15 protein-coding genes and 1 pseudogene are annotated in these 12,400 nt (G+C 72.1%); 7 read left to right on the top strand and 9 right to left on the bottom strand.

Translation table 11 applies throughout. From position 1 onward, the window contains the following. Positions 1 to 184: 184 nt before the first annotated feature. Together AB0P03_RS20995 and AB0P03_RS21000 are read right to left on the bottom strand one after the other, a co-directional pair. Entirely contained in the window at positions 185 to 763 is a 579-nt protein-coding gene (locus tag AB0P03_RS20995; RefSeq protein ID WP_363630196.1) for a maleylpyruvate isomerase N-terminal domain-containing protein, read from the bottom strand. A gap of 45 nt (positions 764 to 808) precedes the next feature. After that, positions 809 to 1,807 (bottom strand): annotated as a pseudogene (locus tag AB0P03_RS21000) (IS630 family transposase). A gap of 261 nt (positions 1,808 to 2,068) precedes the next feature. Between AB0P03_RS21000 and AB0P03_RS21005 the strand changes: the two are divergent. Further along, a complete protein-coding gene (locus tag AB0P03_RS21005) occupies positions 2,069 to 2,356 on the top strand; it encodes a hypothetical protein (RefSeq protein ID WP_363630198.1) in 288 nt (95 codons plus the stop codon). A 54-nt stretch (positions 2,357 to 2,410) separates the two neighbouring features. Here the strand turns inward: AB0P03_RS21005 and AB0P03_RS21010 are convergent, their stop codons facing one another. Together AB0P03_RS21010 and AB0P03_RS21015 are read right to left on the bottom strand one after the other, a co-directional pair. Continuing rightward, a complete protein-coding gene (locus AB0P03_RS21010) occupies positions 2,411 to 2,572 on the bottom strand; it encodes a hypothetical protein (protein ID WP_363583978.1) in 162 nt (53 codons plus the stop codon). Beyond that, positions 2,562 to 3,023, bottom strand: a complete 462-nt coding sequence (locus tag AB0P03_RS21015) for an ATP-binding protein (RefSeq protein WP_363583979.1) — start codon at positions 3,021 to 3,023, stop codon at positions 2,562 to 2,564. Before AB0P03_RS21015 ends, AB0P03_RS21010 begins: the two co-directional genes overlap by 11 nt. A 110-nt stretch (positions 3,024 to 3,133) precedes the next feature. Here AB0P03_RS21015 and AB0P03_RS21020 point away from each other — a divergent pair, with 110 nt between their 5' ends. Genes AB0P03_RS21020 through AB0P03_RS21030 form a run of 3 tightly spaced genes read left to right on the top strand, consistent with a single transcriptional unit; the run spans position 3,134 to position 4,452 of the window. Next, the gene (locus AB0P03_RS21020) at positions 3,134 to 4,024 is read left to right on the top strand and encodes a helix-turn-helix transcriptional regulator (protein WP_363583981.1); all 891 of its coding nucleotides are present in this window, start codon (positions 3,134 to 3,136) and stop codon (positions 4,022 to 4,024) included. Then, entirely contained in the window at positions 4,021 to 4,209 is a 189-nt protein-coding gene (locus AB0P03_RS21025; protein WP_363583983.1) for a DUF397 domain-containing protein, read from the top strand. The genes AB0P03_RS21020 and AB0P03_RS21025 overlap by 4 nt, the downstream gene beginning before the upstream one ends. Positions 4,210 to 4,269: 60 nt before the next feature. After that, positions 4,270 to 4,452, top strand: a complete 183-nt coding sequence (locus AB0P03_RS21030) for a DUF397 domain-containing protein (RefSeq protein ID WP_363630200.1) — start codon at positions 4,270 to 4,272, stop codon at positions 4,450 to 4,452. A gap of 151 nt (positions 4,453 to 4,603) precedes the next feature. Here AB0P03_RS21030 and AB0P03_RS21035 read toward each other — a convergent pair whose 3' ends face one another. Next, entirely contained in the window at positions 4,604 to 5,638 is a 1,035-nt protein-coding gene (locus tag AB0P03_RS21035) for an alpha/beta hydrolase (RefSeq protein ID WP_363630202.1), read from the bottom strand. Positions 5,639 to 6,001: 363 nt separating this feature from the next. Between AB0P03_RS21035 and AB0P03_RS21040 the strand changes: the two genes are divergently transcribed. Next, positions 6,002 to 6,805, top strand: coding sequence for a methyltransferase domain-containing protein (locus tag AB0P03_RS21040; protein ID WP_363630204.1), 804 nt, complete (start codon positions 6,002 to 6,004; stop codon positions 6,803 to 6,805). Here the strand turns inward: AB0P03_RS21040 and AB0P03_RS21045 are convergent. The 3 genes from AB0P03_RS21045 to def form a co-directional block, all read right to left on the bottom strand. Next, complete coding sequence (locus AB0P03_RS21045) at positions 6,802 to 9,276, bottom strand: SAM-dependent methyltransferase (RefSeq protein ID WP_363630206.1); 2,475 nt, start codon at positions 9,274 to 9,276, stop codon at positions 6,802 to 6,804. The genes AB0P03_RS21040 and AB0P03_RS21045 overlap by 4 nt on opposite strands. A gap of 28 nt (positions 9,277 to 9,304) precedes the next feature. Further along, on the bottom strand, positions 9,305 to 9,553 hold the full coding sequence (locus AB0P03_RS21050; RefSeq protein ID WP_363583994.1) for a hypothetical protein: 249 nt from the start codon (positions 9,551 to 9,553) through the stop codon (positions 9,305 to 9,307). A 144-nt stretch (positions 9,554 to 9,697) separates the two neighbouring features. Beyond that, positions 9,698 to 10,357 carry a peptide deformylase gene (gene def / locus AB0P03_RS21055; RefSeq protein ID WP_363630207.1) on the bottom strand — a complete coding sequence of 220 codons (660 nt, stop codon included), beginning with the start codon at positions 10,355 to 10,357 and terminating at the stop codon, positions 9,698 to 9,700. A gap of 161 nt (positions 10,358 to 10,518) precedes the next feature. Here def and AB0P03_RS21060 point away from each other — a divergent pair, with 161 nt between their 5' ends. Next, entirely contained in the window at positions 10,519 to 11,001 is a 483-nt protein-coding gene (locus AB0P03_RS21060; protein WP_363630299.1) for a winged helix-turn-helix domain-containing protein, read from the top strand. A 144-nt stretch (positions 11,002 to 11,145) separates the two neighbouring features. Here the strand turns inward: AB0P03_RS21060 and AB0P03_RS21065 are convergent, their stop codons facing one another. Then, complete coding sequence (locus AB0P03_RS21065; protein WP_363584000.1) at positions 11,146 to 11,388, bottom strand: hypothetical protein; 243 nt, start codon at positions 11,386 to 11,388, stop codon at positions 11,146 to 11,148. A gap of 220 nt (positions 11,389 to 11,608) precedes the next feature. On the opposite strand from AB0P03_RS21065, the gene AB0P03_RS21070 reads away from it, so the two are divergent. Further along, a complete protein-coding gene (locus AB0P03_RS21070; RefSeq protein WP_363630208.1) occupies positions 11,609 to 12,400 on the top strand; it encodes an AAC(3) family N-acetyltransferase in 792 nt (263 codons plus the stop codon).

Consider the following 12,400-nt stretch of genomic DNA (forward strand, 5'->3'; position numbering starts at 1 on the left):
CCTGGACCAAGACCGCCGACGAGATCCTCAAGTCCCTCGCCGACTACCTCGCCAAGATCAACCCAGTCGTCCAGGCATCACGGTAATTACTACCCTCATGATTTGTGGCGCATCACACTAGTGCTGCGACCGGGATGGTTCGCCGCGTTTGGGGCGTCCCTCCGTCTGCCCGCGGTAGGTCTGATCACTCGGCCACCGCCGCCTGCCATGTCCATGAGTTGCGGCGGGGATGGCCGTCCAGGTCGCCCCGGCCGGTGCACCAGAGGAGGACATGAGCCGGGTCACCGGGTGGGGCATCAGGGAAGAGCCGGTGGAGCACTGCCGCACAGAGCGGCGCCGGGGGCAGCCACGGCACGCCCAGCCCCTGCGTGATGTCGTGGGTGTGCAGGAGAACCTCGGCGACACCCATTGCCGCGAAACCTGACGGGTCGCAGGGACCCCAGTGCCAGGCCCGGACCTCCGGGCTGGCGGTGGCCAGTGCACTGCCGAGTAGCCCTGCGCAGGCGGTGACCACCTGGAGCACCTCGCGCGGGGAGCTGTCCGAGCGGACGGAGAGATCGAAGGGCAGGTAGGCGTCCGTAGGGCGTGCGGCGATCTGCCCGGCGTAGGCCAGCAGGTCATGGGCGATGTGGGCGGCCGTCGTCCAGCAGCTCCATTCCAGCGGACCTGCTGGTACCGACCAGTCCTCCGCGTCGTGCGGGCCGAGTACCCGCATCATCTCGGTCACGGCCTCGTTGACGTCTCGGTTGTCGATGTAGCGCATCAGGCGATGCTATGGCTGCGGTCAGGAGGGTTCATCCGTCCAGGGTCATGCTGCCGCGTTTGCGAGGGGGCGTCCGCCCCAGCGGAGTCCCTTCTCGCTGCGGATGCGGGCGCGTTCACGGCGTTGGGCGGCCAGGACGTCGGGGTGGCGGGCGTTGGCGTTGCGCCAACGGAGGTATCGGTGCAGTTCACGGGTCTGGGCGGTGTGGTTGGGGTGGTTGGAGTTGGCGAGGGTGAACTGCCGCAGCGGTCCGAAGTGCGCCTCGATGGGGTTGGCCCAGGAGGCGCTGGTCGGGGTGAAGCACAGCTCCACCTTGTTCTTCCGGGCCCATTGGCGGATCTTGGCGCCCTTGTGGGCGGAGAGGTTGTCCATGATCACGTAGATCGGGGCGCCGTCGGGGCGGGCGGCGCGGATCGACCTGAGCGCGGCCAGGCTGTTGGCGGTGCCCTTGCGGCGGCGGTTGACGCCTCAGAGGGTGTCGTCGCCGACGGAGTAGCAGCCGTGGAAGTAGGTCACGCCGTGGGTGCGGTGGTAGGTCGCCGCGACCCGGTCCGGTCGGCCCTGCTTGGCCCAGCAGGATCCGCCGGTGGGGCGGATGCCGAGCGGCCCGAACTCGTCGAACGCGAGAACGCGGTCGGGGAAGTGCTCCAGGACGTGCTCGATCCGATCGAGTTTGGCGTCGCGGTCGGGGTCGGTGGACTCCTTCCAGGTCTTGGTTCGTTGGAAGGTGACGCCGCGTCGGGCGAGCAGGCAGCGCAGGGCCTCGCGGCCGATGCGGATCACCCGGCCGTGAACCCTGCGGAGGTAGGCGGCGAGCTTGCGGATGGACCAGCGGGTGAAGGGCTGGGCGAGCTTGGTCGGGCGGGTGGTGGCCGTCTTGACGACGAAGTTCTCGTCGTCAAGACTGAGTTGGCGGGGACGGCCTCCCGCCCACTGAGGGTCCAGACAGGCCAAGCCGATCTCGTTGAAGCGGTGAACGACGTCACGCACCGTGTCCTCGTCAGCCGCCACGGCGAGGAGGCCGTGACCAACACTTCGCAGCAGACCCCGGCTCTCCCCCTCGTTCGCCGAACGCCGCGCACGACCTCCCCGGTCGGCGCGGCGTTCCGCTTCACGGATCCACTGTCGCAACAGGTCCCGACTCGGCGGGAGGTCGACCGTCGACCACGCGAGGTCTCCGGAGAGAGGCGGGGCCATTGCCGCTGCACGGGCTGCGCCAGGGCAACCATTCGGCCCCGGGGGCCGTCATTTCACGGATGTCGGGGTACGACCGCCTCGCCTCAAGGACACCGGGAGCTGGTCTCGTTGCAGCGGAAGAAGCCGTACTTGCAGCCGTACTGGTGGCGGCTGCTGTTCCGTGCGAACGGCACGGCGGCGTGGGAGGCGATGGGCCGGGGACCGCTCATCCCCGTCCCGAACGCCGCACTGACGAGGGCGCCCCTTGAGGTGTGGGCCGATGCCTTGCTGGAGGAGGCGCCGTACGAACTCGAAGACCTGCACGGCGATCTGCTCCTTGAGTGCTACGCGGAGCCCGCCGTCACGGACGGCACTCCGCCGGTGTACTCACGCCAGGTGCGGCTGCCCGGGAAGTGAGTCCGGGGTCGGTTCGGCGCGGGAAGTCGGTGGGGCCGACTTCCCATGCCGTATTCAGCGGACGGGGGCTGGGGTTGGGGTCGGAATCGGGTGGGGGTGGTGGACGGTCGGGTGACCGGCGGTGAGGGGGTAGATCCAGGCGAGGAGGGCGAGCAGGAGGGCGAACGGGAGGAGGGTGTAGGCGGTCGCGGCGCCCCAGGTCACGTCAGGACGCATCGAGGGCGACGGGGAGATCGAGTTCGGCCCAGACGGTCTTGGCGTTGGGGTGGCGGGGGATGGTGCCCCAGCGGTCGGCGAGGGCGTCGATGAGGGTGAGGCCGCGCCCTGACTGGGAGTTGGGGGCGAGGACGGCGGGCAGGGCGGGGAAACGGTCGCCCCGGCAGTCCGAGATCTCGATGCGCAGGGTGGTGCCCCGGCGCACGGTGGTGGTGAGGCAGAGGTGAAGCTCGAAGCCGCGCCCCGGAACGCGGCCATGGGTCGTCGCGTTGGCGGCGAGCTCCGCGACGATCAGGAGAGCCGAGTAGTACGGCTCTGTGTGGGACAAGTTCACCCCCCAGGTGGTCAGTTGACGCCTGGCGATGCGCCGGCAGATCGCGGCGCCCTTGGGGGTGGCGGCGAGGGTGATGGTGTGGCGGCGGGGACTGTCGAGGGGGATGTCGGTCGTCATGGAAAAAATCGTGACGGTGCGGACGTACGCTGACCATGCATCTGGGGGGTACGGAGAGTGCTTGTCCAGCTGCGGACAGCTTTTGTTCGTGTGACCGAATCACAAGCGGGGTGATCGCGGTGGGTGCAGCGCGGAACATCGAGTCAAGCGACGACGTTCGTACGGAACTGCCGGAGGACCTGGGAGAGGTGTCGGACTTCTTCCGCGCCATCGGGAAGCAGATCAAGCTGCTCCGGGAGCGGGCCGGGATGACGCAGAAGGAACTCGGCGAACGCGTCGGCTACGGGGAGCACCTGATCGGCGCGGTGGAGCGCGGAAAGCGCACCCCGCAGCCGGAGTTCCTGGTGGCGGCGGACAAAGTCCTCAACGCCGGCGGCCTGTTGGCCATCACGAAGGACGACGTGATGCGGGCGCGGGCCAAGGCGCGGCTGCGACACCCGGCCTGGTTCCGTGGGTACGCAACCCTGGAGGTCGACTCAATCGAGTCCCATGACTTCGCCACGCTCGACATCCCCGGGTTGCTCCAGACCGAGGAGCACGCCCGAGCTGTCTACGCGATGAGGCAGCCCCCCTTGTCAGAGGAGGTGATCGAGATGCGGGTCGCCGCGCGAATGGCGCGCCAGGAGGTACTGACCCGGTGGCCCCGGGGGATGTTCAGCTGGGTGATCGACGAGAGCGTACTACGCAGACCCCTGGGAGGGTGGGACGTGCATGCAGCCCAGCTCCGCCGGCTCCTGGAGGTCGGGCGGACCCGCGGCATGGTCATCCAGGTGCTGCCCCTGGACAGAGCTGAGCACGCCGGAATGGGCGGGCCGTTCATTCTGATCGCACCAAAGGGTCGGCCTCAGCACGCCTACATCGAGGTACAGACGAGCAGTAGGCTGATCGCCGACCCGGAGGAAGTCCGGATCATGAACGCGCGCTACAACATCCTCAGGGCGCAGGCCCTTGGTCCCGAGGAGTCCCTGGCCTTGATCGAGAAGATCCTGGGAGAACGATGAGCACCGAGCTGGCATGGTTCAAGAGCAGCTACAGCGGCAACGAGGGTGGCGCTTGCGTCGAGGTGGCAGAGACCCCCGGCGTCGTCCACGTGCGTGACTCCAAGGACAAGAGCGGCCCGCAGCTGGCGTTCGAGCCGGCCACGTGGCAGGCGTTCGTGGCGTTCGCCGCGACCGCCGAGGTCTGAGCACTGTCCCGACGGCCCACCGCTAGGCAGCGGTGGGCCGTCGGCGTACCGTCAGAAAGCATGGAACCCGCATGGTTCAAGAGCAGCCACAGCAGCAACGAAGACGCCGCCTGCGTCGAGATCGCCGAGACGACCGCCGCCGTCCACGTCCGTGACTCCAAGGACAAGGACGGCCCCCAGCTCACCTTCTCCCCCGCCGCCTGGCAAGCCTTCGTCGACTTCGCCCCGACCGCCGCCACCTGAAGGCCCGAGGCTGCCGTCTCCATCCGGGTCTGGAGGCCGAAGTCCTTCACGCAGCGGACGGTGACGAGCGGCGGGCATCCGGCATGACCGTCGCCTCGATGCGGGCGGGCCGCCTCCGTGGCGCCGGGACCCTTTCTTCCGTCCGTGCCGGTCAGGGGCTGGTGAAGGTCACCTCGGGGAAGTCCCGGCTGGGGCCGTTGAGCAACGGCTCGCAGGTTCCCCTGAGTTGGCGTTCGAAGAAGGCGCCGACATAGCTGGTGGTGATCGCGATCGACCGGGGGGCGTTCGGGATGGGCAGCACGCCGCTCTCGTTGACCAGGTAGTCCAGGTCGGTGAAGGTGTAGTGGTCGGCGCCGGCGACGGTGAGCCAGCGCTTCCATCCGTCCAGGTTCGGCCAACTGCTCTTCCAGGACGGCACGATGTCCGGGCCGCTCGGGTCCGCGGCCGCGATCAGCAGGACCGGGCGGCCGTCGATGCCGGTCGCGGGAACCGGTGGGGTGATGGCGCCGTCGAGGTCGACACCGGCCAGCACGCGTCGGTCCGCGCCCATGGCGGCCAGGGTCGCATCGCCGCCGACGGAGTGTCCGGCCATGCCGATCCTCGCCGGATCGATGAGCGTGGAGTACCGCCACACCGGGCGCGGACCGGTGAGCTCGGTGAGCAGGAAGGACACGTCCCGGGCGCGGCCTGCGGCGATCTGTTCCTGGGTGGCGGCGCCGGAGTTGTACTCGTCGCACGCCGTACAGGGCAGGATGCCGTCCGGAAAGCGGGTGGCCGCCGATTCGTGGGCGTGGTCGACGGTCGCCACCACGAATCCCCGGCTGCTCAGTTCCTCGGCCAGCGCGGTGAGGGTGTAGCGGGGCACCGTGAAACCGGGGGACAGCACGACGAGCGGGTAGCGGCCCCGCGCCGGTGCCGCGTCGGCCCGGGCCCAGGTACGGGTGTCGGCGAGGCGAGCCGGTTCGAGGGCCCCCGACAGACCGGCATAGGTGATCAGCGCCGACGCTTCGGCGGTGCTCATGTACGCGGCAGGCGTGCCGCTGTTGGTGCGGGCAGGGTAGTAGAGGTCGACCATCAACTGTCGCGGTCCCGACTGCGGTGCCCACGGATCGGCGCGCCGATCGTCGACGAGGTGCAGGGTGTCACGACCGACCGCGTACGACCCGGTCGGCCTCGGCAACGACAACGCACTCGTCGTCCGGGCCGTCGGCGCACTGGACGCCGCCAGCGGTGTCGCGGCGGGTGCCGCGACAGCTGGGGCCGACACGCTCAGGGGGATGATCGCCATGGCGGTGGCACAGCTGACCGCGTATCTGGTTGCCCGCCGGATTGTCTTCATGGCGGCGATTCTTTCCACTCGCGCGGGGGTGCAGCATCCGGGTGGCCCCCCGACAAGTCCCCGATTTCGGCGTCGACATTCCCTACGGGCCATCATGACGGCGTCGGAGGGCTCGAATTGTCGACGTCGATCCGATCGCCGATGCGTGGGCGGTGGCAGCCCGGGGTGAAGGAGGTGGCCGGCCGGCAGCGGCGCGGCTAGCGTGACCGCATGGATCGAGATCAACGCTCACTCCACGCCTCGTCGTTCGGCGCGGCGGCGATCGCGTACGCCGAGCACCGCCCGGACTACGCGCAGGACGCGGCGCGTTGGGCGCTCGAACCCGCTCCCGGCCCGCGCGTGCTCGACCTCGGCGCCGGAACCGGCAAGCTGACCGGCGTGCTGGCCGCGCTGGGTGCCGAGGTCATCGCGGTCGAGCCCGACCCGGCGATGCTGGCCGAGTTGCGCCGTTCGCTGCCGGAGGTCCGTGCCCTGTCGGGGAGCGCGGAGGCGATTCCGCTGCCGGACGCTTCCGTCGACGCCGTGGTCGCCGGCAACGCCATGCACTGGTTCGACATGGCCGCCGCAGGGCCCGAGATCGCCCGGGTCCTCGCCCCCGGTGGCGTCCTGGCCGGCCTGTGGAACGTGCTGGACGACCAGGTCGCCTGGGTCGACGGGCTCGCGCAGATCAGCGGGGGCGAGGCCATCGGCCCGCGTGACACGCCCGCCGGGTGGCGCGCCGAGACGACCGGCATGCACCTTCCGAAGACCGGCGCGGCCGCCCGGTTCGGCTCGCCGGAACAGGAGGAGTTCCCGCACGGGCAGCTCCGCACCGCCGACTCCCTCGTCGCGACCCTCGCGACCCGCGCGGGCATGCTCGTCATGCCCGAACAGGAGCGGGAGGCCAGGCTCGGCCGGATCCGCGCGTTCCTCGCGGACAGGCCGGAGACCGCCCACGGCGAGTTCGCCCTCCCGATGCTGACCGCCGTGCTGCGCGTCCGGCGGCTGACTCCCGCCCCGGATCCGCGAGCTTAGAGACCCGCCTCCCAGAGCGCGCGCCGCACCGTGTGCAGGGCGGTGGCGGACTGTTCCCAGCCGTGCCACCAGAACAGGCCGCCGCCGTGGCTCGCCTCGGCGGCCAGCGCCGTCAGGTGTGCCCACGGCCCGGCCGGGAGGCCGAACTGCGGTCGGGCGGCCAGGCGTTCGGCCTCCCCGGCGGCGACCGGCACCATGCCGACCACCGGCAGCGGTAGGCCGTCGAGCGCGCGGCCGGTGCCGGTGCCGGTGTCGGTGCCGGTGTCGGTGTCGGTGCCGGTGTCGGTGTCGGTGAGGATCGGGCCGCCAGGAGCGCGGCCGGTGCCGGTGAGCATCGGGTGCAGGGTGATCGGGTCGAGCAGCAGGGTCAGTTCGGCGGACGGCAGCGGTGCGGGGCCGTCGCGCCAGGTGAGGCGCTTGCCGGTGAACTCCGCGTGGCGGATCGGCTGTTCGTCGAGGGCGACGCCGTCCTCGGCCACCCGCAGCTGCGCGCCGCGGCCACCCGGCAGCTGCACCCGGTAGCAGCCGTACAGATACGGCGGCACGGCCGGTGCCGCCACGGCCTGGGCGTAGGGGACGGCGACGCCGTCCACCTCGAAGCCCGCCGGGCCGACCACGACGGCGGCCGCCGTGGGCACGCCGTCGACCGTGACGCGGACCCGCAGCGTCGGGCCGTCCCCGCCCGGGCCGACGGAGACGACCAGTTCGCGCCCGGCCTCGTCCGCCGCCCGATAGTCGCCGACCAGGTCGGCGAGCGGAGGCACGTCCGGCAGGACGTACTCGGCGAGCTGCACCGAGAACTCCGCCGCCGCCACCCGCCCGGCGGGCCACACCGCGCCGACCAGCCGGCGCCGCCCGTCCCGGCCGACCTCGGTGCGCAGTTCGCCGCCGCAGTCGTTGCCGTCCTCGACCCGCCAGCGCAGCACGCCGTGGGCGTAGCGCGGGCCGGTGATCCGCCGCCCGTTGACGTGGATCCGGTGCCGGGGCGGGTCGGTGGCGCGGCCCAGGACGTAGACGTCGAGGTCGCCGTCCGGCGTGCCGTAGAGGCCCGTCCACGGGTACAGAGCCTCGGCGAGGACAGTGTCCAGGTCCCGCCGAATGTTGCTCCCATCGACTCCAAGACCACCCCCGGGCCCGCCGTCGCGCACCGACCGGAGCAGCGCGCGCGCCTCCGACTTGCGGGTGAGCAGGGCACGCAGCCGCCGCGCCGCCTCCGGGGTCGGCCGCCGGTAGCGGCCCTTGGCGGCGGCCTGCATGGCCGCGTCCTCGCGGCGGGCCAGCAGGGCGCGTTCGGCGTCGGCGAGATCCGGCGGCGCCCAGGACGCCACCGCCGCCTCGGGCTCCCGGACGAAGCGTTCGCGCAGGGCGCCGTCCTCCCCCAGGGCGAGGACGAAGCGGGCGGCGGGCGTGTCCTCCTGCCAGTGGTAGCCGCCGGGGACGTGGAAGTCCGTGAAGCCGTCGAGGGCGGCGAGTTCGCGCGGCCCGTAGTCGTCGACCGTCCGGACCGGGCCGGTGGGCGGCCGCACGGTCTGGCCGGGCCGGATCAGGCCCAGCCGTTCGAGCATCCGCGGATCGGCCGGGGCGGCGACGGCCGGCGGGAGGTACCAGGTGGAGGCGCTGGTGACGGTCCGCTGCACGGCCCGGTCCCGGAGCCCGGCGACGGTGTGCCGGTCGGTGACGGGGGCGGTGCCCCGGTAGCGGGCGCCGATGTAGTTGACCACGGCGTGGTCCGGGCCGTAGACCTCCTCCAGCCGGTCGACCAGGACGGGCAGCCGGTGGTTGAAGAACCCGGTCCGCTGGTAGCCGAGTTCGCCGACCAGCCCGACCTGCCAGAGCACCAGGTGCAGGCCCGGGTCGATCCGCCGGCCGCGGATCAGCAGGTCCGAGGCCTCGAAGGTCTGCATGCCGGGGCTGCTCGGGTCCACGCCGAGGTCGGCGCACAGGACGTCCAGCGCGCTGATCCCCGGCCGCATCACGGCCGCGTGGCCCTCGCGGCGGGCGATCCGGACGGCGCGGTGGCTGGAGAGGACGAACACGCCCGGGTGGCCGTAGAAGACCGCCGCCACCCGCCGTCCGGCCCGGACGAAGTGCAGGATCGCCTCGGACATCTGCACGTACGTCAGATAGCGGTCCTTGGCGTCGTCGTAGAGGACGCCGAGGTCGTAGGAGTCGGGCCGCCAGGCCTTGATCCGCACCACCGTCACCGGGTCGGCGACGCAGTGGAAGACGTGGTCCGCCTCGCGCAGCAGCCGCTCGTCGGCGCGGGTGAACCCGGCCGCCTCGATGCCGGAGCCGAGCACGGTCAACTCGCCCTTGGGCGTGGCTGGTTCGGCGCGCCCGCCGTCCAGCTCGGGGCGGTCCGGCCCGGGGGCGGCGGCGATGGCCCGGGCCAGCTCCGCCCAGCGGTCCTCGTGCTCGCGGCGGGTCGGGAAGCGGTCGAAGGGGCGGCCGTACGGGCGGTTCGGGTCCATCGGGCGGCGTCAGTCGGTGTCGGCGGCGTCAGGCGATATCGACGGCGAAGTCCATCTGGACGACCTGCGGCGGGGGATCCATCAGGCCCGGGGCGTCCACCTCGAAGTCCATCTGGGTGATCTGCGGCGCGGGCTCCGTCAGGATCGGGCTGTCCAGGTCGAAGTCCGTCCGGCCGACCTGGCGGAAGGGCCGGTCCTCGGCGGTGTCGGGGCCCAGCGTGAGATCGGCGTCCACGTCGATGTCGACGACGTCGAAGGCCAGGCTGCTTGCGGTCACGGTAGGCACTCGACAGTCACTCGTCCCCTCGGAGCCACGGGCGTTGGCGACTTCATGCTACTGAACACCAGTTCGTGCCGACAGCCCTCACGGGCGCCTCCGGTGCGCCAGCCGGCCGAGGCCCTGGTCGGGCGCGGTCAGCGGTCAGCGGGCCGACGACCGGGCCGCCCCGGCCGCGCGCTGGGCCCGCTGGGCCCGCTGGGCCCGCTGAGCCCGCTGAGCCCGCTGAGCCCGCTGAGCCCGCTGAGCCCGCTGAGCGAAGACGTCCTCCCGTCGGTCGGCGGTCTGGCGCAGGACGCGCTTACGGTCCCGGCCGGACAGCCGGTCGATGTACAGCTGCCCGTTCAGGTGATCGGTCTCGTGCTGGAGACAGCGGGCGAAGTAGCCGGTCCCCTCGATGGTGACGGCGGCGCCGTACTGGTCGAAGCCGTACACCACCACCTCGGCCGGGCGGGCGAGTTCGGTGCTGGCGCCGGGGACGGAGAGGCAGCCTTCGGTGTCCTCGATCAGCCGGCGGCCGGGCTCGCGGGGCTCGATGACCGGGTTGAGCACGTGGCCGACGCGCCGGACGCCCTGGTCGTCGCGGCAGTCGTAGACGAAGAGGCTCAGGTCCACGTCCACCTGGTTGGCCGCGAGCCCGCAGCCGTCGGCGACCTGCATGGTGGCGAACATGTCCTCGATGAGGCGGGCCAGCCGTTCGCTGCCGTAGTCCTCCCCGGTCGCCGGGCGGCAGGTGCGGCGGAGGATGTCCTCTCCCACCTCGGTGATCCGCAGGACGGTCGGGCGTTCACGCGGTTCGGACATCGGCGCTCCCTCGTCGACACCGTCGACACGACGGCGAGGATGACGGCTTGTCATCGACTTTGCAAAGTAGCAGACTTTGCAAAGTGACCGAAGATGCCAGAGGCACCGAAGACACCGAAGACCTCACCGCGCCCGCCACCGGCGCCCTCCCCCAGCACCCCGTGCGCACCGCGCTCCTCGGCCTCCTCGCCGAGAAGGCCGCCCTCACCTCCACCGAGGCCGCCACCGCCACCGGGTACAGCTCCGGCCTGTGCTCCTTCCACCTCCGGCAGCTGGCCCGCCACGGCCTCATCGAGGAGGCTCCCGCCACCGACGGCCGCGCCCGCCCCTGGCGGCTCCCGCAGCAGCCCCACCAGCCCGCCACAGCCGACGAGTTCGGTGACCTCGCGCGCGGCCTGGAGGACGAGAGCTACCAACGTTGGCTCGCCCGCCGCGACACGGCCCCGGCCGACTGGCGGCAGGACGAGGCGTTCAGCACCGTCCTCTACCTGACCCCCGCCGAACTGGCCGCCGTCGGCGAGGCCGTCCGCCAGGTGCTGGCCCGCTACCGCGACCGCGAGGCCGACCCGGCCGGCCGCCCTGCCGACGCCCGCCCGGTCGCCGCCGTGGCCCGCCTCTTCCCGCTCCTCCCGGACGAGCGCTGACGAGCGCTGACGAGCAGGGCCACCTACAGACGGAGCAGGAAGTCGGCCGGACCGACTTCCTGCTCCGCGACCGTCAACTATCACGGGGAGTTCAAGGCCAGGCCGCCCGGCCGGCGGCCTGCCGCTCCCGCGCGCCTACCCGGCTCAGGCCCAGATGGAGAGGCGGGCCGTGTTCGGGGCGACATCACAGAAGTAGCTGACAGCCTCGCCCCGGGCCACGTAGGCCCGGCCCGCGGCGTCGCACGCGGCGCCGCTCGGGTACATGCCGACATAGACGTATCCGGTCGTCACGCTCGTGGATGCCTGAGCAGCCGGGGCGGCCATCAGCCCGCCCGCGGCCAGCAGTCCAGCAAGGGCCATGGTGGAAACCGCTTTGCGCATTGCCATGCCGGTGCCTTCTTCCCTCCAAGAGGAGCGCCGGAGTCCGCCCCCCGGCGCTTCGCGGTGATCCTCCTCCACTCCCGAACCCAAAGCAATGGTCAAGACCAAATGGTCGAGACCAATTTGGCAGTGCGTCAGCGGCGGCGTCCGGGCGGCGCCCGGGCGGCGTCCGGGCGAGGGAAAAACCCGCTGGCGCACCGGCCCCACCGGCCTGCAAGCTGGCCCGATGCGCGTCAACGGCCCCCTCTGCACCCGCCAGTCCCTCGCCGCCGAGCTGCGTGCCGCCGGGGTCGAACCCGGCGGCACGCTGCTCGCGCACTCCTCGCTGCGCTCCCTCGGCTGGGTCTCCGGCGGGCCGGTCACCGTCGTCCAGGCCCTGCTCGACGCCCTCGGACCGACCGGCACCCTCGTCGTCCCCACCCACACCGGGGACAACTCCGACCCCGCCGGCTGGTCCAACCCGCCGGTGCCGGAGGCCTGGTGGCCCGACATCCGGGCGTCCTGGCCCGCGTACGACCCGCAGGTGAGCCCCACCCTGGGAATGGGCGCCATCCCCGAGACCGTCCGGACCTGGCCCGGCGCCCGGCGCAGCGCCCACCCGCAGACCTCCTTCGCCGCCCTCGGCCCGGGCGCGGCCGAGACCACCGACGGACACGCCCTCGACTGCCTGCTCGGCGAGTCCAGCCCGCTCGCCCGGCTGGAGGACCGCGACGCCCAGGTCCTGCTGCTGGGCGTCGACTTCGGCTCCTGCACCTGCTTCCACCTCGCCGAATACCGCGTCCCGGGCCCGAGCGAGGACATCTCCTTCGCCGCCCTCACCCCCGAAGGCCGCCAACGGCTCACCGTCCGCGACCGGGCCATCTGCGCCGACGACTTCGCCGAACTCGGCACCGCCTTCGAGGCCGACCGCCCGAAGGCCGTCCGCCACGCCACGGTCGGCGCCGCCACCACCCGCCTCTTCCGCCTCCGCGACGCCGTCGCCTACGCGCAGCACTGGCTGCCCGAGCACCGGGCGTAG

It is taken from the genome of Kitasatospora sp. NPDC088779, assembly GCF_040685395.1.
Taxonomy (GTDB): Bacteria; Actinomycetota; Actinomycetes; order Streptomycetales; family Streptomycetaceae; genus Kitasatospora.

What these genes read in the sequence shown, in the direction of transcription:
- AB0P03_RS20995 (WP_363630196.1), bottom strand. Translation starts at nt 763, where the DNA reads ATGCGCTACATCGACAACCGAGACGTCAACGAGGCCGTGACCGAGATG.
- AB0P03_RS21010 (WP_363583978.1), bottom strand. Translation starts at nt 2,572, where the DNA reads ATGCGTCCTGACGTGACCTGGGGCGCCGCGACCGCCTACACCCTCCTC.
- AB0P03_RS21015 (WP_363583979.1), bottom strand. Translation starts at nt 3,023, where the DNA reads ATGACGACCGACATCCCCCTCGACAGTCCCCGCCGCCACACCATCACC.
- AB0P03_RS21025 (WP_363583983.1), top strand. Translation starts at nt 4,021, where the DNA reads ATGAGCACCGAGCTGGCATGGTTCAAGAGCAGCTACAGCGGCAACGAG.
- AB0P03_RS21030 (WP_363630200.1), top strand. Translation starts at nt 4,270, where the DNA reads ATGGAACCCGCATGGTTCAAGAGCAGCCACAGCAGCAACGAAGACGCC.
- AB0P03_RS21040 (WP_363630204.1), top strand. Translation starts at nt 6,002, where the DNA reads ATGGATCGAGATCAACGCTCACTCCACGCCTCGTCGTTCGGCGCGGCG.
- AB0P03_RS21045 (WP_363630206.1), bottom strand. Translation starts at nt 9,276, where the DNA reads ATGGACCCGAACCGCCCGTACGGCCGCCCCTTCGACCGCTTCCCGACC.
- def (WP_363630207.1), bottom strand. Translation starts at nt 10,357, where the DNA reads ATGTCCGAACCGCGTGAACGCCCGACCGTCCTGCGGATCACCGAGGTG.
- AB0P03_RS21065 (WP_363584000.1), bottom strand. Translation starts at nt 11,388, where the DNA reads ATGGCAATGCGCAAAGCGGTTTCCACCATGGCCCTTGCTGGACTGCTG.
- AB0P03_RS21070 (WP_363630208.1), top strand. Translation starts at nt 11,609, where the DNA reads ATGCGCGTCAACGGCCCCCTCTGCACCCGCCAGTCCCTCGCCGCCGAG.